The sequence below is a fragment of the Deltaproteobacteria bacterium genome (assembly GCA_021737785.1).
GTDB lineage: Bacteria > Desulfobacterota > DSM-4660 > Desulfatiglandales > Desulfatiglandaceae > AUK324.
In genome coordinates this window covers 35281-54774 of sequence record JAIPDI010000036.1, presented here as the reverse complement: position 1 = coordinate 54774, position 19494 = coordinate 35281, and the positions used below count along the sequence as shown (strand labels likewise).

Below are 19494 nucleotides of genomic sequence, written 5' to 3'. Positions count from 1 at the left end.
ACTAAAATGTCTAAAGTGATCTAAAGTGCCTAAAGTTAAGGAATTCTGGCAATTAAATGAAAAACCCTGAGGACTATGCCCTAGCGCGGTCTAACCACCGCACCCAAGACACAAAGATCTCTTTTATCCAAAGGCCATTGCCGAATAACGAACGACGGCTCGGCAGAGCCTGCTGTGTTCTGATCCTGAATCTTTCTTTCAGGATCAGAACGAACCCATCAAGACCTCTTCGCGTCCTTTGCGCCTTCGCGGTTCACCAAAACTTCTTCGCACGTTGCGTAGAAGTTACAGTCAAAGAGTCTAAGGCGGCCTAACCGCCGCAACCAAAAAGGTATCGGTGCAACCCCCGGAAACTTTTAAGGGTGCGTGGGGTCTATTTCTCCCGCCCAGGAGGCGGGAGAAAAACCTGCAACAGCTAAGACCGGCCTACGCATGCGTGTGGTGAAAGGGAAGAGCAGCGGGACATTGTGGGTGGCTCGCCCGATAACCGGTTGACAGGGGAGAGCAAAGGGGGGTAAAGGTTCTCTTCTGTGAGAGATGGTTTTTACAAAAGATAAACGGCTGGAGAAGCCGCTATCGGGAGCGATTTTTAAAATTACGGTATGAATAGAGAGGCGGGGCTATGAAGGGCCGGTTGCACATCAGCGGCACGTATGTCTTTGTTTTTTTGCTTGCGGCCGCAGTCGGACTTGCGTGGATATTTCCGGATCCGGGGGCCAGAGGGGGGTGGCTGCATACAGGGGTTACCACGCGGGTGGCGGTCTTCCTCATTTTTATGATGCAGGGGCTGTCGCTCCCGACTCAGGAGGTCAGGAAAGGACTGGCCCGATACCGTCTGCACGCGGCCATTCAGGTGTTTATCTTCGTGTTCATTCCGGTGCTGGTGTATGCCGGTCTGCTGCTCTCACGTCGTCTCTTTCCCTACGATCTTTGTGTGGGATTTCTCTTTCTGGCCGTGGTCCCCACTACCATCTCCACATCCATCGTGTTCACCACCGAGGCCGGCGGCGCCAGTGCCGTGGCCCTGTTCAATGCCTCCCTCTCCAATATCCTGGGCGTATTCATCGTCCCGCTGTGGGTCTCCCTCCAGGTGTCTCAGAAGACGCCGATCCCGCCTCTGGACTCCCTCATTTTCAAGATCATGCTCATTATCCTCCTCCCCTTTGTGTTGGGCCAGGTGGTCAGGAGATGGGTGAAACCCTGGGCCGACGCCCATAAGCGGCACATGTCCAAGGCCAGCATGGGACTGATCCTGCTCATTGTCTATGCGGCCTTCTGCAACTCGGTGAAGAGCGACATATGGCAGTCATTGAAGGCCCACGAAATCTCCCTGGCGTTTTTTTCCACCCTCCTCCTCCTCATCCTGGTGATGCTGGCCGGCCGCATCTGGTGGAAGACGGCCGGATACGAAAGGGCGAACGGCATCGCCTTTTTCTTCAGCGCCACCCAGAAGGCCATCTCCACGGGTGTGCCGATGGCCTATGCCATCTTTGCATCCACCCGGATATCGGTTGCCCTGGTCATCCTCCCGCTCCTCTTTTACCATCCCCTCCAGCTCCTGTTGGGGAGCCTCATTGTGGGGAGGTTCAGCAGGACATCAGCGTCATTGCGTTCGGTGGTCTGAAACAGATAGAAAGAGCGCCTTTGCCCGGGCTTGGTATTCATATGGGGGCAACGTGCTCCGCGGAGTTCCTGAAGTTTACAACGGGGGGGACCAGCGGCTGGTGGCGCCGTCATAGGACCAGCAGCCTGGAAGGGCCTTTCGGGAGGTGTAATGGGGGTTTTCCGCCCATAGCAGCATCTGTTCATGGGCATCATTTAATTTTTTGAACGCTTCTTCGTCTCCTCCCGCATCCGGGTGGTGCACCTTTGCCATCTTCTTATAGGCCGACTTGATCTTGACCATGCGGCCATCATCAGACAAATCGGTCCTCTCGAGTTTTAACATCTCCAGACACTTGGTCTCCTGCCTGGACAACCTCGGAAGGGATTTCCTGCCCGGCCGGATGCTGCTGGGTTGAATACTCTTATTGTGATTCCGGTTCACGAGACAGAGGGATGCATAGCTCCGTGACCCGTTGTTCTTGACGATATCGTGCCACTCCTGGCCGAACTGAAGCACCAGGTTTTTTAAGTCTTCGGCGGGCTTATTCCCTTTGATGCGCCTGGAAATAAATCTGGAGACGCGCTTGGACCAGATCGGAAACACATCCAGGATTACCCTATCGTCTGTGAAGGAAAAGGCCGCATATCTGGCGTTGACCGCCCTGAGCAGTCCCTTTGAAAGGGAGAGAACCCACTGAATGTAGTCCCTGCATTCTTTTGAGCAGTAACGCCTTCGGGCATCTATATTGGGTTTACCGCAGGCCAGGCATGTTTTCGTCCTTACCCGGGTCTGGTCCCTGACCGGTTTCCTGCCGGTTACCTGCGCTGCAGAGGTGGTCATAAGATTAATCCCATACATTCTTGCTTGATCCACGATTCGGTCCCTGTGGTGAAACGCGTTCTCTTTATACCGTAAATCGGGCAGCTGATCAAGGAAATCCTCACGGCGATTCCGGTTGGGAAAGGGTCTGGGATTACGGATTCCCGGACCCCATCTAGGTCTCTTCCGGCGTAAACGATACCACTTGATCAATACGGGAGGCGCCGCAAAATACCATGACCAGCCGATCCACGCCCAGGGCGATACCCGCTGCCTCCGGCATATTCTCGAGGGATTGCAGGAACCGTTCCGGCAAGGGATAGGCCTTTTTCCCCGCCGCCGCCCTCTGTCCCCGCTCCGCCTCAAACCTGGCCCGCTGCTCTCGAGGATCATTCAACTCTGAAAACCCGTTGGCCAGTTCCATCCCGGCAATATAGAGTTCAAACCGCTCGGACAGGGTCGGATCATCGGGGTTGAGCCTGGCCAAAGCGGCCAGAGGTGCGGGATATTCGTACAGGAAGGTGGGCCGAAGGTTTCCCAGACGGGGTTCGATCTCCTCCACCAGCACCTGATCAAAACATCCTTTCTCAAGTGCCTGGTCAGGGGAGAGACGGGCGTATCGATCAAAGGCCGCCCTGACGGATAGACGTTCCCACGGGGGTGAAAGGTCGATGTCTCTTCCCAGGTATGAGAGGTGCGCTTTCCCGCTGAGGCGTTGGGCCAGAAAACGGATCAGGGCCTCGCAGTCATCCATGAGGACCCGGTAGTCGCCCCCGGTCCTGTACCATTCAAGGAGTGTAAATTCAGGGAGGTGGAGATCCCCCCGTTCTCCTTTTCTGAAGCACCTGCTGATCTGGAATATCCGGGGAAGGCCGGCCGCCAGTAACCGCTTCATGCAGAGTTCGGGGGAAGGATGGAGAAAACGACCGTCCGCCTCGACCGCCTCGATATGTATTTCCGGGGCCGGGGCGGAGATGAGCTGGGGAGTTTCTATCTCCAGATAGTCCTGGTCGATAAAAAAGGTCCGGATCCATTGGACCACTTGCGCACGTACCCGGAGATTTTGTATCCGTCCGGCCAGCCTCGTTCCTTCACTGGGCCACGGGTCACTCTTTGACCCGGGTGACATATTCACCGGTCCGGGTATCGATGGTGATCTTCCCCCCCTCCTCGACAAAGGGGGGCACCCTGAGCACATAACCGGTCTCCAATGTCACCGGCTTGGTGTCGCCGGCAACGGAATCTCCCTTGGCCCAGGGGTCTGCCCGGGTAACGGTCAGGTCGACAAAGTTGGGGAGGGTAATCCCGATGGGCCGTTCCCCGAAAAAGAGGATATCCACTTCCAGATTATCTATCAGGTAGTTCTTGGCATCACCGACCTGCTTTTCAGAGAGGACGGACTGTTCGTAATTCTCAACGTCCATGAACCAGTATTCATCTTCCTGGTTGTACAGATACTGCATCCTCCGTTCGCTGAGGTCGGCCTGTTCAAAGGTATCGCCCGAGCGATAGGTGGGGTCGATGATAACCCCGGTGATCATATTCTTCAATTTACAGCGGTACAGGGCCTGACCTTTGCCGGGCTTGACGAACTGAAATTCCGTCACCACATAGGGTTCATGGTCAATCTGTATCTTCAGCCCTTTTCTCAAATCACTGGCAGCGTACATGTTCTGTTTCTCCGATGGTTAATGCTTGAATGCCCTCTGTCCGGTAAAGACCATGGTTACCTGGGGATCGGCCTGGTTGCAGGCCTCGATCACCTCGAAGTCCCTCAAAGACCCGCCGGGCTGGACAATGGCCCGGATTCCCTGCCGGATGGCCACATCCACCCCGTCCCTGAAGGGGAAGAAGGCGTCCGAGATCATGCTGGCGCCCATAAGGCCCCCTTTGGCTTCCCTGGTCTCCTGATTGATCTCCTCTACAAGGGCCCGGTCCTTCTCGCCCGTCTCCGCCATCATTTCCAGTTCCTTGAAGGAGACGCCGTGCCGTTGATGGCATACGGCGTCGGCATACTTGGTGTAGGCCTTGTAAATGGCGATTTCGGCAACCCCTACCCGGTCCTGCTCCCCGGTCCCGATGCCGACCGTGGTCCCGTTCTTGACGTAGATGACCGAGTTGGATGTCACGCCCTGTTCCACCTGCCACCCGAAGAGCATATCGGCCAATTCGCCCTCAGTCGGCGGTCGTTCAATGGCATAGGGCTTCCCCTCATGCTGCGTGGTGGCAAGGGTGAAGTCTTCTGCAGATTGGATCCGATTCAAGGGGGATTGCTGCACGATGATTCCCCCGTCCATGAGGCTCTTGAAATCCACGAACCGCTGCCGGGCGTACTCGGAGATCCGGTCCATCCGGGGAACGCGGAGAATGCGCAGGTTGGCCCGTTTGGACAGGATCGCTACGCTCCCTTCCTCAAAATCGGGGGCTGCCACCACCTCCAGGTAGTTTTCCGATACCCGCTCGGCGGTGGCCCGGTCCATGGGACGGTTAAAGAGGGCGCACCCCCCGAAGGCCGCAATCCGGTCGGCGGTGTCGGCCTTTGTGTAGGCGTCCACAAGGGTCGCGCCATAGGCCACGCCACAGGGATTGTTGTGTTTCACGATCACCACCGCCGGGCCTGAAATCAGGTACTTCATGATATTGAGGGCATTGTCCACATCGGTCAGATTGATCTTTCCGGGATGCTTGCCACTCTGGAGCATATCCGCTTCTGAAATGGCGGACACCAGGCCTTCCCCGGGGCCGATAAACCGGCACCCGGCCATTTCGAGGTTGCCGTCCGAAAGTTCATAGAGGGCCGCCTCCTGGCCGGGGTTCTCCCCATAGCGAAGGCCCTTTTCAATGAGTTGGCCGTTCGGGTCGGGGATCTTCCACGCCCGTTTGCGGTAGGTCAGGGTCTGATCCCCGAAAGAGATCCGCATCTCTGAAGGGAAATGGTCATCCATGACCGTCCGATACATCTTCTTTAATTCATCACTCATGTCTCATCTCATCCTTTGCCCGGGGAGCAGGGAGCAGAGAGCAAGGAGCAGGGGGCCTTTTGATCCCTGGTCTTTGCGCTTCCCTCTGGGCCGTCATCTGTTGCGCTTTTCAATATATGCATAGGCATTATGATTGTGTATGGATTCAAAGTTCTCGGATTCCACGGAAAACCATGTAATATTGGGGTCATTCCCCAGCTTCAGCGAGATTTCCCTGACAATATCCTCGACAAACATCGGGTTCTGGTATGCCTGCTCGGTCACATATTTTTCATCTTCCCGCTTGAGAACAGAGAACACCTCGCTGGATGCAGATTTCTCCACCAGCTGGATCAGGTCCTCTATCCACACGAATTTCTTGAATCTGACCTTGAGCCGGACCTCCCCCCGCTGGTTGTGGGCCCCGAAGTCGCTGATTTCTTTGGAACATGGGCAGAGGGTGGAGATGGGGACATGAACCCCGATCACCAGATCGCTTCCCTTGTTGACGGACCCCTTGAAGGTGCACAGGTATTCCATCAGCCCCTCAGCGCCGGTCACGGGTGCGCGTTTGTTGATAAAGTACGGGAAGCTGATTTCCATATGGGCGCTCTCGGCGTTCAGCCGGGTTTTCACCTCCTCAAGGATATCGGAGAAGTTCTGGAGTGATATCCGCCGGCTGTTCTCATTGAGAATTTCTACAAAGCGGCTCATGTGGGTGCCCTTGTAGTAACGGGGCAGACTCACGTACATGTTTATCCGGGCGACGGTCTGCTGTTCTCCCTGATCCTTGTCGAGCACCGTAATGGGATACCGGATCCCCTTGACGCCGACCTGATCAATATCGATGTTCCTGTAGTCCTTGTGGTTTTGAATGTCTTCCATGATTCGTAATGGTTACCTGACATGCTGCCGACACGGGAAACTCGCTTCTGCAGTTTGCGGGAATTGTCCCTTTCCCCCATCAGGATTGCTGTCCGGAGGAATGCACAAGGATTTAAAGGAATAAGATCCGAATGCCGTGAAGGGCGCACGCCGGTTCTCCGGAGAGCGGAAGCGGTCGCCTTGCAAAAGCCTCGACCTACGCCCCCCATGGTGATTGATATGGGAAAAGGTAAGTCTCACCAAACAGATCGAAAGTGTTTCAGCAGTCATGTACTATAGTGACCCTGAAGACAAAGTCAACAGGAAGTTGACGCTTCTCATGCCAAATAGTCCTTCAACTTTTCCTGGAGCGAATCGGGCCAGACCTCATCAAAGAGAAACGCCCTGATCTCTGCCTTGCTAAGTCCCCGCAGGATTTCCCCGGGCAGTTCCCTCAGTGCCTCCATCCTTCCGGGTAACGGTTCCTTTTGAGTATTATCTTGCTTATCCGCCGGCATTATATCTTCTCCGTTTGCGATCCAGTTAATTCTGAGGGAGTTCCTCCAGCCATACCTTCTCATTGAACCAATGATTCTTGAGGGCATCCAGAACCCCACTGGCCTCTATCATCATCAGAAAGTTTTCCACCCAGTTGATCAGGAGCGCGTCTTCAGGCATGGCAATGCACAACGGCTCAAAGGTGAGACGTACATCCGCTGCGGTGAGGCCGTTATCCTTGTTGCGAAATGCGGTGAGGGCGCAGAAAGGGTAATCCGCCACCACCACATCCACCTGGTCCTTCAAAAGCATTTGAACGGCCGCATCATAGGATTGGGTCGCGATAAACGTGGCCTCGGGTGCCGCCTCTGTAACCATCTCCTGACTGGTGGAGTTTTTGAGCGAGGCGATTTTAATGTTTTTCTGGTTAAGACCCTTGGCATCTTCGATTTTGGCCACTGTTCGTGTCTTGGTGAGGATGCCTTTTCCGGAGACATAGTAGGGTCCTACAAATGCCACTTTCAGATTCCGTTCCGGGGTCACGGTCATGCCCGACATGACCATGTCCACCTTTCCCGCCCGAAGCGCGGGCAACAGCTCAGCAAACGGCATGCTGACCATGTTCAGCGTGACCCCCATGTTGGTGGCGATCAGTTCGGCAAGCGCCGCATCCATGCCGATAATCTCCCCCGCCTTGTTCTTGGCGTTCAGGGGCGGCTGGTTCCCCGTAAGCCCTACGGTGAGTTGGCCCTTCTTCAAGATGCGGTCCAGCGCCGGTCCGGCCAATGCCGTCGCTATCAACGTCAGTGTTAACACCATGGCCAGCGCAACAGCGAAAATACCTCTTTTCATGCGGACTCTCCTTGCTCTTAGGGATTTCGCCCTGATTGGTCACGCCGAGGCGTGATTCATTTCCTTTCTCATCTTCCACTTTTCCATCATTCCAGAACCATGGCCCTGACAGCAGTCCATACCAACAACCTCATGCTTACACGCCTTGGCACAATGGAAATCCGAGACGTGGATGATGCAGGGCTTATCACAGGGATGTCTGCAGGTTCCGGCATGAGGCGCAAGGCATCAGGCAGAAGCACAATATGGAATGGATCCGACACGTGCCGAAAATCCGGGAACCGATACCCGGCAAAGGGCCGGGACCTGGAACTTAACACCAATCCTTTCTGATTGCAATCCCAATAGAGGCGCAAAGCGCAAGACCGGCCGCAAAAGACCCGCGGTCAGGCGTCAGATGTCGGAGGTCGGAACAGCATCCCCCTCGTTCCATCCAGGGCCGGTCCTGCTGAAGACGGAATTTCCGCTTCCCTGCAACAGGTATCCGGCATCCAGTCCCCAGCCTACCCCAGATAGGCCTCTTTCACCCGGTCATTTTGGAGGAGGGCAGCGGCCTTATCCTCCAGCACCACCCGGCCCGTCTCGATGACATACCCGTAATTTCCCAATTCCAGGGCCGCCTGCGCATTCTGTTCCACCAGAAGGATGGTGAGCCCGTCATCCCGTATCTTCTGAATAATGTGCATGATATGGACCACCACCAGGGGGGCCAGTCCCAAGGAAGGCTCATCCAGGAGGAGGAGTGAGGGCGTCCCCATCAAGGCCCTTGCCATGGCAAGCATCTGCTGCTCCCCACCCGACAGGGTCCCGCCCAACTGGTCGCGCCGTTCCCTCAGGATGGGGAAAAGCTGGAAGGCATTTTCCATCGACCTTGCCACCGCTTGCCGGTTGCGGCGGAGATACGCCCCCAGCATCAGGTTTTCCCTTACCGTCAGATCGGCGAAAATGCGCCGGCCTTCCGGGACCTGGACCACCCCTTTTTGTACAATCTCTTCGGGCGGCAGTTTATCGATGGGGTCGTCCCTGAACCGTATCCTGCCGGACGAGACCGGCTGTATTCCACTGATGGTCATGAGAAGGGTCGATTTGCCGGCCCCATTGGCCCCGATGAGACAACAGATGGTTTTTTCGCGAACCCTCAGGGAAACCCCTTTGAGGGCGTGTATCTTCCGGTAATGACTGTGAACGTCTTCAAGCCTCAGCATGGGTCGCGCCCCCGCCTAAATAGGCCTCTATGACCTTTGGATTGCTTCGAATCTCGTCAGGGGTCCCTTGGGCAATAAGCCTGCCGTAATCGAGGACGTAGATATGGTCGGCCAGGTTCATCATGACCCGCATATCGTGTTCGATGATCAGTACGGCAATTCCCTTTGCTCGGATTTGGAGGATCAGATCAATCAAGCGGGCGGATTCCCGCGCGTTCATCCCTGCTGCCGGCTCATCCAGGAGGAGGAGTTTCGGCCGGGATGCCAGGGCCCGGGCGATCTCCAGGCGGCGCTGCTCGCCATAGGCCAGGGCCCCGGCCAGATCAAAGGCCCGCGCTTCCAGGCCCACAAACCGGAGGCATTCAAGTGCCTCTTTTTCGGTGACCGCCTCCTCGTCCCGCATTCCCCTGGTCCTGAAGAGGGCGCCGGGGACACCGGACCGCATTTGAACGTGGCGCCCGATTTTCACGTTGTCCAGGACGCTCAGATTGAAAAAGAGGCGGATATTCTGAAATGTCCTGGCCATCCCCAGGCGGCAGATGGCATCGGGACTCAACCTGAACCCGTAAAGCTGCCGTCCCTGACGCGATCCCAACTGGATCAGGAGGTAGATGCTGAACGTTCCTGCGGCAAGACTCCACGGCCAGGAAAAATAGTCCAGAGGGATGCGGGTCCCCATCAGAAATACCGGGGAAGACGGCCGGGTCAGCCACCAGACGGAAAAGCCCAGGTCCGACAGGAGAAAGACGATCATAAGACTCCAGGCCCATATCTGAAACCGCATGAGCCCTCGAATGAGTAGAAATCGTATGGCCAGAATAAAGAGGCCCAAAAGCACCAGTTCCAGCTTGTACAGGGCATCGGGCAGGAAGAATGACCAGAAAAGGGGAAGCCAGATCACCCCCAATGCCATAAAGAGGATGGCGCATTGCCGGATAAGTTTCGCCTTTGCCTCTGAGACCTGGGGGAGAATAGGTCTGGCCTGAAACTGGATCTGCCCCCGGGTCGGATGATAGAGGCCCGCAAAACAGTTGAACAGGGTCGTCTTTCCGGCCCCGTTGGGCCCGATGATCCCGACGATTTGACCGGGTCGGGCCTCGAGGTTGATATCTCTCAAGGCCGAGAGCCCCCCGAAAGACTTGGACAGGTGTGTGGCCCTGAGCACCGGATTCATATCTTGAGACGCTCCTTTGCGAGCCCTGCCTTTCTGGCCTGGGCCCGCTCAAAGGGGATGAGGCCTTCCGGCCGCCAGCGCATCATGAGGACCAGAACCAGCCCGTAGATCAGATACCGGGCGCTGAACAGGCCCTGGGGCAGGACCGCCCGCAGCACCTCGGAGAGGGGGATCAGTATCAGCGCCCCCAGCATGGTCCCGGCAATGCTCCCCATTCCCCCGAAAACGATCAGGCAAAGGATCAATATCGATTCCCAGAACTTGAACATGTCCGGGTGGATGAATTTGAACCATTTGGCATAAAAGGCCCCGCCCATGGCGCCGATAGAGGCGCTGATGGCAAAGGCCGTGACCTTGTACCGGATTAGATTGACGCCGCAGCACTGGGCCGCGATCTCATCCTCCCGTATGGCGAACCATGCCCGTCCGAGCCGGGAATCCTGGAGCCGCGTCACCACCACCAGGACGATCATGAGCAGAAACAGGATGAGATAGAAAAACTCCCAGTCGCGGGTGAGGAGATGGCCGAAGATGGAAGGGGGAGAGATGCCGGGAAGACCCATGGGGCCCCGGGTGAGCCAGAGTTCGTTCCGGATGACCAGCACCACCAGTTCGGAAAACCCGAAGGTGACGATGGCGAAGTAGTCTCCGGTAAGGCGGAGGGTGGGTGCGCCCAGGAGGATCCCCCAGATCGCCCCGTTGAGCGCGGCCAGCGGGAGGATCGCCCACAGGCCCAGATCAAAGTGGATGGCCAGAAGTCCTGAGGTATAGGCCCCGATCCCGTAAAAACCGACGTATCCCAGATCCAGGAGCCCGGTGAATCCGGGGACGATGTTCAGACCGAGTGCCAGGATCATGTAGAGGACCGCTGTGGTCAATATCCTGACGATGTAATTGGTCGACCCGCCCAGGGGGAGCCAGGGGAGGAGAACGGCCAAAAGGACCAGGGCCAGGAAGAAAAGGCGGGGCTTTTGTGCGGGAAGTCCAAGACCCATCACACCTTCTCCCTGATCTGCCTGCCGATAAGGCCGGACGGCTTAAAGAGGATGACCGCTATCATGACCGCGTAGGAGATGCCGTCGCGGTATTCCGATGAGATATACCCGGCCCCGATCACCTCGGCAATGCCCAAGACGCCCCCCCCCAACATGGCGCCCGGAACGCTGCCGATTCCCCCTAAAACAGCGGCTGCAAAGGCCTTGATGCCGGCGATGTAGCCCATGGTCGGGAAGATGGCGTTGTAGTAGAGGCCCACCAGTATCCCGGCCATTCCGCCCATGGCCGAACCGATGGCAAAGGTAAAGGAGATCACCCGGTTGACACTGATCCCCATAAGGGCCGCGGTGGTCTTGTCCTGGGAAACGGCCCGCATGGCCGTGCCGATCCTGGTCCTGCGAATGGTAAAATGGAGAATCGCCATGCACACCACGGTGATCGAAAGGATGAACACCTGAAGCCAGGACACGGTGACATCCCCTATGCTCCATGCAGCCTTGGAAAATACGCCGGGGAGCACCTCCCGGGGATAGGATTTGATCTGGGAGCCCCAGATCATGAGGGCCAGATTCTGAAGAAATATGGACATCCCGATGGCCGTGATGAGGGCAGCCAGGCGCGGGGCCTTTCGCAGGGGGCGGTAGGCGACCACATCCAGGATAATCCCGAAACAGGCGCAGATCATGAGGGTCAGGACAAATGCGGCAAAAAAGGGGAGACCGAGGATGGTCACCAGGGTATAGGCCAAGAAAGCGCCCAGCATGTAGATCTCGCCGTGGGCGAAGTTGATCAGCTGGATGACCCCATAGACCATGGTGTATCCCACGGCAATGAGGGCATACACCCCGCCCAGGGTAATGCCGTTCACTAGCTGCTGGAGAAAAAGACTCGACTGATCGAGAAGATTTTCCACCGCATATCCCCTGGCAACGGCCTTCAGGTCATGCTAAAAAGGAATACTGAATAAGGAATACTGAATGCTGAAAAAAGGGCAGGTCGCTGCCAACCTGCCCCCTGAAGTGTACCATGTACGGATCACTGTAACTGCTTTTCAGCGCTGACCCATTTTCCGTTCTTGATTTCCTTGACAAATGCATCCTTGAGACAGTCGCCGTTCTCGTCAAAATAGGTGTTGCCGGCAACGCCCTGATATGCCTTTTCCTTTGAATCGATACCGGCCAGGTAATCCCGGATCTTGACCCTGTCCGGACCTACAGCCGCTATGGCCTGGGCCGCAATCCCCACCCCGTCGTAGGCGTTGGCGGCAAACCAGTTGGGCTCCTTGCCATACTTCTTCTTATAGGCCTCGATAAAACCGGCGGCCCGGGGCCCTGCCTTATCCGGTAAAAAGGGCGTTGTGACAAAAAGGCCTTCTGCATCCGGATTTTTCAGCATCAGGTCGTCATCGAGCCCGTCGGCCCCGAAAAAGGCCACATCCTTCATGCCGAGGCCCCTCGCCTGTGAGACAATGAGCGTTCCCTGGGGGGCATACCCGGGGATAAAGATGGCATCGGGCTTCATCCTTTTGAACTTGGTGAGCTGGGGCTTGAAATCGGTGGTGTCCGATGTGTAGGCCTCTGTGCCCAGGATCTTGATGCCCAGACGCTTGGCCTCCTTCATAAAGGCCTGCATCAACCCCATGGAGTAGTCGTTGACCTCGTAAAAGACCGCCATTTTCTCGAACCCTCTGGCCAGATGGGCATATTTGGCCAGAAAGAGTCCCTGGAAATCATCCTTGTAGACATTCCGGAAATAGAACGGGCTCATTTTTCCGATGCTGATATTGGTGGAGGCGGGCGATATGGCAGGAAGTTTTGCGTCCCGGTATATGGGAAGGGCCGCCAGGGTGGCGGAACTGCAAAGATGCCCGATGACGATCGGGACCTGCGGGTCATTGGCCAATTTGGTGGCCACGGTGGCCGCCTCCTTGGGATCGCACAGCTCATCCTCCAATACGATGTCGACCTTCTTGCCGTTAATGCCTCCCGCCGCATTGATTTCTTCCCCCTTCAAAATCGCCGCATTCTTGATCCCCTCGCCAAATGAGGCCAACTGGCCGGTAAAGGCCGCGGCAACGGGGATTTTTATGGAATCCGCCCACGCGACCCCGGTCAACAGGAACCAGGCGATTAAAAAACAGACGCATCTTTTCATGGTATCCTCCTCTTGGGATTTTGGATTGGCATCGACAGTTGGAAACAAACCCAAAAACAGTCATTCGTCTACGCTTTTCTCTTACGCACGCTATCCTTGATCCGGTTGATATGACCTCGGCCCATGCCCTTGACCTCGCACCCCAACTCGAAATACCGTTCGATTTTAGCGTCGTCCAGGATTCCGAAGCAGTCCACCACCGCCAGGGGACCGCCGGCCATTTTGACCACCTCTTCCGGTTGGAGTTCCAGATAGGGCCGGTGCCTGACCGCCAGGACCACTGCATCGGATCCCTTGAGCGCGGTTTCCAGGTCAGGCGTCATGGAGAAGTCGGCCAGGTGTTCCTGGTTGCGGAAAAAACGCGACCAACTGGCGCCCACGGCCGGGTAAGATTCCTGTTTTTCCAATTCCCACCAATGTGTTACATAGGGGTCATGGGCCCGGACATCAGCCCCCATTTCGGTCAGTTTTCGAGCTACGATCTCGGAGCCGCTGTATCGGGTATCCCCTACATCCTCCCGGTAGGACACCCCGAGAAGGGCGATCTGGGAGGCGGCCACGATGCGTCCCATGTTTCTCAGGGCGTCGCGCACCAGCTGGGCCGCATGGAGGGCCCTGGTGTCGTTGATATTGATGGCCTCAGGCGTGATTTTGAAGATGTCGTTCTCGAACCCCATCAGGTGCTTATAGGCCCAGAGACCCAGCCCTCCGTCCTTGGGAAGGCAGTACCCGCCGATGCCGGGTCCTGGAAAGAGGATGTTGTTGTGGGTGGGCCGGACCTTGATGGCATCGATGACCTTGACAATATCCACCCCGTTGGTCTCTGCAAAGAGGCTCCACTCGTTGAGAAAGGCCAGTATGGTGGCCCGGTAGCTGTTTTCCACGATCTTGCAGGTCTCGCTCTCAATGGGCCGGTCGAGTACGGTCAGGGGGAATTTTTCCACATTGAGAACATCGGAGAGAAAGCGGGTCACCCGTTCCCTGCTCTCCGGGTCGATGCCGCTGCATACACGCCAGAAGTCCCTCACCGACCGGACATATTCCTTGCCCGGCATAACCCTTTCGAAACTGTGGGCCAGCCGCGGTTCTTCATTGATTCCCCGGGCCTTGAATCCCTTCTTGATCAGGGGATAGGCCACATATTCGGTGGTCCCCGGGGGCACGGTGGTCTCTATGAGGACCAGGCAATGGGGAGAAATCCGTTTGCCGATAATCTTGAAGCTGTCTTCAAGGGCCCCTATCTCTGCATAGCCCTTTCTCAGATTGCCCAACTCCTCCTTGAGAAAATCGCATTGCACATCCACGATCAAGACGTCCGCCATTTCGAGGGCATCATAGGTGAAGGTGGCGGTGAGGGTTTTCTTCCGGGTGACGCATCGTTCGATCAGCGGGGCCACCTCAGGGTCCTCTGCCTTCACCGGAGAGACGCCGCGATTGAAGAGCGGGATTTTCCAGAAACTTCGAGGACTCGGCCGCTGCATGCCGATGACGAATTTGTTGGGGTTTCCGGTTTTGCCGTCTACTGAATCGGCCACCACGCCTGCCATGACCGCCCCCACGAACCCGAGGCCCATGACCACCACGATCTCGAAACCCTCCTGGCGCCGGGCATCCACGATCGCTTTCAGTCTATCGTGTTCCAGCGCATAATCTTCTTCCTGGGGAAGCTTGAATCGCTCCCCTTCCGGGCTGACGGAATATTCCATGAAACAGCTGCCTCCTTATGCTCCATCGTCTCAAAAACCGTTACCAAAGATGTGCGACATCCGGGCTCGTACGGGTGGCTCGTTGCGGACCGGCCTTCTTACCTTCCCACCCTCTCCACCCTCTTCATTCCTCTTAACCCGGATCGACCTCGCCTTGTGTGCGGACATTACCCGCGGATCAGCGGGATGGCGTGACGATTACTCGGCCTCTCTGACCAGCCGAAAACCGGTGGTCTGGTACCTGCTGGCGGGGTGACTGAAATTCCTGTTGGCACATCGGCATCTCTCCCAGTGCCCGTACCAGCTCCCGCCTCTTCGCACCCTTACAGATCCTGACCGGGGTCCCTGGGGATCCACCACCGACCCTTGGGGGTACGGGCCGTACCAGTCCTGACACCATTCCCAGGCATTTCCCGGCAGGTCGTAGAGACCCCACGCATTGGGGGCATAACTCCTGACAGGCGCAGGATCGTCTGTGGACAATCCCCTTGATTTTACATATTTTAAGCAGTCGCCCGCTTTCAGGCTGTTATTGGCATACATGGCTTTACTGCAATCGATGGTGTCGCCCCAGCCATAGACCGAGTCGCTCCCGCCTCTGCATGCATATTCCCATTCCGCCTCTGTGGGGAGCCGGTAGACGCCTTCCTTGCGGGCATTCAATTTCTCCAAAAATGCCATGCAGTCATCCCACGAGATTTTTACCACCGGCATGTCGTCGGAACCCTTCTTCTTGAAAAATAATGGACTTCCCATAATGGCCCGCCATTGTTTCACGGTCACTTCGGTCGTCTGCATGTAAAAGGGTCTGCTGAGGGTCACCTCGTGGGGTGTCTCGTTATCCTTTCGGCCCTCTTCATCCGGGGGGCTTCCCATGGTGAAGGTTCCTGCCGGTATCCGCACAAAGTTCATTCCCAGAGAATTGGTAATGCTTTTCTCCATTGCAGAAACATGGCAGGGTAACAGGGAAACCAGGATGCCGGCAAGAACCGGTATCCAGACTTTTTCCGCATATTTCAAAATCACAGCCATGACCTGTAACCCCCTTAATGTTGAAGCTTGAACCCGCGAGCCCCGCCCCAGGGACCGGGCAAAGGCAGGTCGGAGACGAAGTGCCTTCAAAGACCGCGCGCAAGGAAGACCGGATGAATGCAATAATCCCTTTGAGTAGAATAAGATAGCAAAAAAAGCCGACAAGGGGAAGTGAAAAATAGCCGGCTAGAGCATCCTTGCGATGTCATCGAAGCATTGCCGGATGCGGTCCCTGGTCCGTGCGAGATTTTCCCAAAGGATCCTCACGGTTCCCGGTTCGATAAACAGGCTCTGGTTGATCTCCATCTGAACCGCGAATTTTCCCCTTTGCGCCAATGTGCGACCGTAGTGGGTGGTGATGAACCCGGCGGTATAGGGATCGTTCAAAGCGACGGAAAATCCGGCGCTCACAAAGATCCGTCTCATCAGGTGCAGGATCTCCACAGGGCAGGTCGTCGGTCCCAGGGACGGGGTCCCTTCGCCGTTATGATCCCCGTTGTTGCTGAGCACAATGTCTTTCCGCTTCCGGCCTGCGTCCGGGGCCTCGGAAGGACCTATGCCGTTGAGGGAATGACCGTCCAACAAACCTCTGATATGATCCTGCTCCAGGGCCTCTTTCAACCGGAGGTGATACGGCCGGTAGTATTTGTTGAGGCGCTCATCTATTTGTGCTGCATGGGGGGCCATGCCCGGGCGATAGACCTGCCGGCCGGAATAGTCGATCCTTGCAACGACCCCTTTGGCATCCATCCGCGAGGGGTCCCGGTTCAGATCCACCACCAGCCTGCTCCAGCGGGCCCACAGGATATCCGTGGCGTCCAAAGATCCAAAAATCTCTCGCGTTCCTGAGTCCACGGAATCCTCGATGTCCTCTTGGTTGAGGGCAAGGGCCGGTTTTATCTCATCGGGAATCCGGTCGGAGCAGTGGGGGATGGATATGACAAATGGGAGGCTCATTACATATCTCCTTTCTGGATGCCGGAGCCTGATACCCGCAGCAGATGTCAAGCGCATGTCGGATAAACAGATTAAGGGCAAATTTCTTGATATCCGGCTGGAGCGATTATCTAACCGAAAATCCGGACCGGCTCAACAATAATCATTCATTGAGATGATCTTTGTCTACTTTCCCATCGCTTTGCAATACTAAAATTATGACGGGATTTTTGGGGGCATCTGACGCCCCTTTTTTAGACTTCGCCGGTCCTTTTGCTTTTCTTGACAGAATATTACGCATGATTTATCTTTTTAACCAGTGCGTTTCTCTGATTAAGACGCTGTTATTGCTGTTTATTCTAAGGCGGCCTGACGACCGCAACCAAAACGGCTGCGTACTGTCCCGTCATTCCGGCATGCCCTTAGCCGGAATCCAGTCCGCCGTATCTCCGGATTCCGGCTGGAATCGTGCCGGAATGACGGAAGGCTAAACGTGCAAAAGAAGGATGGCCACATTTTCTTGTTTTTCATGACAGAAGACCAGGTACTGATGTGCCGAAATTGATCGTTGGGGCCGGGAGGGCTTCCCGGCGCTGAATTGCTGCGGACATCTTTACGCTGCTCTGTAGATCGGCAGTAATGATGGACAGATGAATTTTCCCTTGCCTTAACAACCGGATGGAAAGGAGAGGATGTGATGTCAGATGACTATTACACCGCTTTGGGGGTTAGTAAGGGGGCCGACCTCAAGAAGATCAAGAAGGCGTACCGGGAAGTGATAAAGAGGTATCATCCGGATGCGACCGGTTCCACGGAGAATGTGGAACGGTTCCTGGAGATCAGAGAGGCCTATGAGACACTGGGCGACGAGGCCAAACGAAAGCGTTACGATCTGGAGTTGGGAAAAGAACCTTCCCGCAGGGGAAGTGAAAGGACCGCCGGGATCATTCATCACAGGCGATCCTTTTTTGATGAAATGGAGACACATTTCTCTTCCACCGATGAGTTCTTTGAAGGATTCATCCCCGGGTTCTTCCACCCGGAAAGAGGGAAAACAAGAGGCAAGGATCTCTATTTTGAGGCCGTTCTCTCCTCGGAAGAGGCGAGAAGAGGGGGACTTTTTCCCATAACCGTTCCTGTTACCGAACCCTGCCCGAGGTGCATGAAAACAGGATATGTGGATGCCTTTTTCTGCCCGGTGTGTTCAGGCGTGGGGCGGGTGACGTCTGAAAGGACGTTTTCTTTGAACATCCCCCCCAATGTGCAACATGGAACCGAGTTAAGTGTGTCCATGGAAGACATCGGATTAAAGGATGCGGTTCTGTATATCCGGGCGGTCATCGATCCTTTTATGTAACCTTCGGGGGGGGCGGGTAACCGGCCGCCCTCAACCCCGCGCGTTCAGCAGCCCGCAGACCGCGTTCCTTGCCGGGCCCAGGCTTATTTCCGGGCTCCCCGGGTCTCTTTGGTAAAGAAATAGAGGAGTCCTGCCAGGAGGCAACAGCAGGCACACAGGACAAAGGAGGTCATGAAGGCCTCCGGTCCCCGGGATGCCTCAGGGTAGAGGGCCTGCATGAACATCCCCAACCCCTGAAGAAAGAAGGCCGGGCCGATCATGGTAAAAAAATTGATCCCGGTCATGGCGGTCCCGGCCATGTCTATCGGCATGTTCTCCCTGATGTGCACGTACATCAGCAATCCGGAGGCCCTGATCAGCCCGAACGCAAAGAACAGGATCAGAAGGACCCCGAATCCCGTTCCCACCGGAAGTCCCGCCAGGATGAACAGGATTAACACGAGTGTCAGAAGACCCCCGGTGACCACCCATTTTCGGGTCTTCAGGATCCTGTCGGACATCGCCCCCCACAACGGCCCCCCGGCAATGGCCCCCAGGTTCATGAGAAAAATCAGATGTCCCGTGTCCATATCGCTCTGGCCCATCACCTCCATGAGATAGGGACCGGCCCAGAGGGTCTGAAAGGCGCCATAGACCCCGTAGCTCACAAAGGCCCCGATGGAGATGATCCAGTAGTCCCGTGTCTTCAAAAGGAGGGTCAACCCGGAGAAGACCTTGTCCGGGCCGGAGGGCGGAAGGTCATGGTGTGCGGAAGGCGCATCCTGAGGCATATCCCTTACCACCAGATACAGGGCCATGACGAGAACCAGGTTTATTGCCGCAATGATCATAAACGAGTGCCGCCAGCCGATGGCATTGACCAGGAAGACCAGGGGGGAGGTGGCCGCCATGTTCCCCAGGGTGCCGATGGAAAATACCACACCGGTGAGGGTGGCAAAGGAGGACGGAGCGAACCAGACCGTCAGAAGCTTGAGGGTCCCCATGAGATTGCAGGCCATGCCCACGCCCAGGAGGATGCGGCCCGCCGCACCCATCCCCTGCGAATGGGCTGCGGAGAAGAGGAGGGCGCCCCCGATCCCCACTAAAGAAAGCCCGGTCATCATCCGCCTGGGGCCGAGCCTGTCTAAAAGGATGCTGATCGGAATCTGGGTCAGGGCAAAGGCATAGAAAAAGGCGGCGCTGATGGTCCCCAGACCCTGCGTGTCTAATGAAAGGTCTCTTAGAAGATCGTCGGCAATGACTGCATTGGTGGCCCGGTAGAACTGGGAAAGGAAGAAATTAGCAGAGGTAATCAGGAAAATCAGCCAGCGACGGGACATCGGTGTCCTCAATATT

18 protein-coding genes and 1 pseudogene are annotated in these 19494 nt (G+C 56.2%); 2 read left to right on the top strand and 17 right to left on the bottom strand.

Annotated features, from left to right (window positions below):
- Nucleotides 1–622 precede the first annotated feature (622 nt).
- On the top strand, nt 623–1624 hold the full coding sequence (locus K9N21_16940; protein MCF8145601.1) for a bile acid:sodium symporter: 1002 nt from the start codon (nt 623–625) through the stop codon (nt 1622–1624).
- Nucleotides 1625–1699: 75 nt separating this feature from the next.
- On the opposite strand, the gene K9N21_16935 is transcribed toward K9N21_16940, so the two are convergent.
- From K9N21_16935 to K9N21_16860, 16 genes and pseudogenes are all read right to left on the bottom strand, one after another.
- Nucleotides 1700–1948, bottom strand: coding sequence for a DnaJ domain-containing protein (locus tag K9N21_16935; GenBank protein ID MCF8145600.1), 249 nt, complete (start codon nt 1946–1948; stop codon nt 1700–1702).
- A 652-nt stretch (nt 1949–2600) separates the two neighbouring features.
- Entirely contained in the window at nt 2601–3554 is a 954-nt protein-coding gene (genX, locus tag K9N21_16930; protein ID MCF8145599.1) for an EF-P lysine aminoacylase GenX, read from the bottom strand.
- Nucleotides 3532–4095, bottom strand: a complete 564-nt coding sequence (gene efp / locus K9N21_16925) for an elongation factor P (protein MCF8145598.1) — start codon at nt 4093–4095, stop codon at nt 3532–3534. The genes genX and efp overlap by 23 nt, the downstream gene beginning before the upstream one ends.
- A gap of 18 nt (nt 4096–4113) precedes the next feature.
- Nucleotides 4114–5406: an IMP cyclohydrolase gene (locus K9N21_16920; GenBank protein MCF8145597.1), complete on the bottom strand. Its 1293-nt coding sequence runs from the start codon at nt 5404–5406 to the stop codon at nt 4114–4116.
- A gap of 93 nt (nt 5407–5499) precedes the next feature.
- Nucleotides 5500–6270: a GTP cyclohydrolase FolE2 gene (gene folE2, locus K9N21_16915; protein MCF8145596.1), complete on the bottom strand. Its 771-nt coding sequence runs from the start codon at nt 6268–6270 to the stop codon at nt 5500–5502.
- A gap of 317 nt (nt 6271–6587) precedes the next feature.
- Complete coding sequence (locus tag K9N21_16910) at nt 6588–6767, bottom strand: hypothetical protein (protein ID MCF8145595.1); 180 nt, start codon at nt 6765–6767, stop codon at nt 6588–6590.
- Nucleotides 6768–6792: 25 nt separating this feature from the next.
- Entirely contained in the window at nt 6793–7599 is an 807-nt protein-coding gene (locus K9N21_16905; GenBank protein ID MCF8145594.1) for a transporter substrate-binding domain-containing protein, read from the bottom strand.
- Between the two features lie 503 nt (nt 7600–8102).
- The gene (locus K9N21_16900) at nt 8103–8804 is read right to left on the bottom strand and encodes an ABC transporter ATP-binding protein (protein MCF8145593.1); all 702 of its coding nucleotides are present in this window, start codon (nt 8802–8804) and stop codon (nt 8103–8105) included.
- Entirely contained in the window at nt 8791–9558 is a 768-nt protein-coding gene (locus K9N21_16895) for an ABC transporter ATP-binding protein (protein ID MCF8145592.1), read from the bottom strand. The genes K9N21_16900 and K9N21_16895 overlap by 14 nt, the downstream gene beginning before the upstream one ends.
- A gap of 237 nt (nt 9559–9795) precedes the next feature.
- Nucleotides 9796–9978, bottom strand: a pseudogene (locus K9N21_16890) (ATP-binding cassette domain-containing protein).
- Nucleotides 9975–10973, bottom strand: coding sequence for a branched-chain amino acid ABC transporter permease (locus K9N21_16885; GenBank protein ID MCF8145591.1), 999 nt, complete (start codon nt 10971–10973; stop codon nt 9975–9977). Before K9N21_16885 ends, K9N21_16890 begins: the two are co-directional and overlap by 4 nt.
- A complete protein-coding gene (locus tag K9N21_16880; protein MCF8145590.1) occupies nt 10973–11887 on the bottom strand; it encodes a branched-chain amino acid ABC transporter permease in 915 nt (304 codons plus the stop codon). The genes K9N21_16885 and K9N21_16880 overlap by 1 nt, the downstream gene beginning before the upstream one ends.
- Nucleotides 11888–12009: 122 nt before the next feature.
- Complete coding sequence (locus tag K9N21_16875; GenBank protein ID MCF8145589.1) at nt 12010–13128, bottom strand: ABC transporter substrate-binding protein; 1119 nt, start codon at nt 13126–13128, stop codon at nt 12010–12012.
- A 68-nt stretch (nt 13129–13196) separates the two neighbouring features.
- Entirely contained in the window at nt 13197–14834 is a 1638-nt protein-coding gene (locus K9N21_16870; GenBank protein MCF8145588.1) for a nucleotide sugar dehydrogenase, read from the bottom strand.
- Nucleotides 14835–15032: 198 nt separating this feature from the next.
- Nucleotides 15033–15866 (bottom strand): formylglycine-generating enzyme family protein, encoded by an 834-nt coding sequence (locus K9N21_16865; protein MCF8145587.1) that lies wholly within the window; start codon nt 15864–15866, stop codon nt 15033–15035.
- A gap of 186 nt (nt 15867–16052) precedes the next feature.
- Nucleotides 16053–16823: an N-formylglutamate amidohydrolase gene (locus K9N21_16860; GenBank protein MCF8145586.1), complete on the bottom strand. Its 771-nt coding sequence runs from the start codon at nt 16821–16823 to the stop codon at nt 16053–16055.
- A gap of 676 nt (nt 16824–17499) precedes the next feature.
- Here K9N21_16860 and K9N21_16855 point away from each other — a divergent pair.
- On the top strand, nt 17500–18159 hold the full coding sequence (locus K9N21_16855) for a DnaJ domain-containing protein (protein MCF8145585.1): 660 nt from the start codon (nt 17500–17502) through the stop codon (nt 18157–18159).
- An 83-nt stretch (nt 18160–18242) separates the two neighbouring features.
- Here the strand turns inward: K9N21_16855 and K9N21_16850 are convergent, their stop codons facing one another.
- On the bottom strand, nt 18243–19478 hold the full coding sequence (locus tag K9N21_16850; GenBank protein ID MCF8145584.1) for an MFS transporter: 1236 nt from the start codon (nt 19476–19478) through the stop codon (nt 18243–18245).
- Between the last annotated feature and the right edge of the window lie 16 nt (nt 19479–19494).

What these genes read in the sequence shown, in the direction of transcription:
- K9N21_16920 (MCF8145597.1), bottom strand. Translation starts at nt 5,406, where the DNA reads ATGAGTGATGAATTAAAGAAGATGTATCGGACGGTCATGGATGACCAT.
- K9N21_16935 (MCF8145600.1), bottom strand. Translation starts at nt 1,948, where the DNA reads ATGTTAAAACTCGAGAGGACCGATTTGTCTGATGATGGCCGCATGGTC.
- K9N21_16885 (MCF8145591.1), bottom strand. Translation starts at nt 10,973, where the DNA reads ATGGGTCTTGGACTTCCCGCACAAAAGCCCCGCCTTTTCTTCCTGGCC.
- K9N21_16940 (MCF8145601.1), top strand. Translation starts at nt 623, where the DNA reads ATGAAGGGCCGGTTGCACATCAGCGGCACGTATGTCTTTGTTTTTTTG.
- folE2 (MCF8145596.1), bottom strand. Translation starts at nt 6,270, where the DNA reads ATGGAAGACATTCAAAACCACAAGGACTACAGGAACATCGATATTGAT.
- K9N21_16865 (MCF8145587.1), bottom strand. Translation starts at nt 15,866, where the DNA reads ATGGCTGTGATTTTGAAATATGCGGAAAAAGTCTGGATACCGGTTCTT.
- K9N21_16860 (MCF8145586.1), bottom strand. Translation starts at nt 16,823, where the DNA reads ATGAGCCTCCCATTTGTCATATCCATCCCCCACTGCTCCGACCGGATT.
- efp (MCF8145598.1), bottom strand. Translation starts at nt 4,095, where the DNA reads ATGTACGCTGCCAGTGATTTGAGAAAAGGGCTGAAGATACAGATTGAC.
- K9N21_16850 (MCF8145584.1), bottom strand. Translation starts at nt 19,478, where the DNA reads ATGTCCCGTCGCTGGCTGATTTTCCTGATTACCTCTGCTAATTTCTTC.
- K9N21_16855 (MCF8145585.1), top strand. Translation starts at nt 17,500, where the DNA reads ATGTCAGATGACTATTACACCGCTTTGGGGGTTAGTAAGGGGGCCGAC.
- K9N21_16905 (MCF8145594.1), bottom strand. Translation starts at nt 7,599, where the DNA reads ATGAAAAGAGGTATTTTCGCTGTTGCGCTGGCCATGGTGTTAACACTG.
- genX (MCF8145599.1), bottom strand. Translation starts at nt 3,554, where the DNA reads ATGTCACCCGGGTCAAAGAGTGACCCGTGGCCCAGTGAAGGAACGAGG.
- K9N21_16910 (MCF8145595.1), bottom strand. Translation starts at nt 6,767, where the DNA reads ATGCCGGCGGATAAGCAAGATAATACTCAAAAGGAACCGTTACCCGGA.
- K9N21_16900 (MCF8145593.1), bottom strand. Translation starts at nt 8,804, where the DNA reads ATGCTGAGGCTTGAAGACGTTCACAGTCATTACCGGAAGATACACGCC.
- K9N21_16875 (MCF8145589.1), bottom strand. Translation starts at nt 13,128, where the DNA reads ATGAAAAGATGCGTCTGTTTTTTAATCGCCTGGTTCCTGTTGACCGGG.
- K9N21_16870 (MCF8145588.1), bottom strand. Translation starts at nt 14,834, where the DNA reads ATGGAATATTCCGTCAGCCCGGAAGGGGAGCGATTCAAGCTTCCCCAG.
- K9N21_16895 (MCF8145592.1), bottom strand. Translation starts at nt 9,558, where the DNA reads ATGATCGTCTTTCTCCTGTCGGACCTGGGCTTTTCCGTCTGGTGGCTG.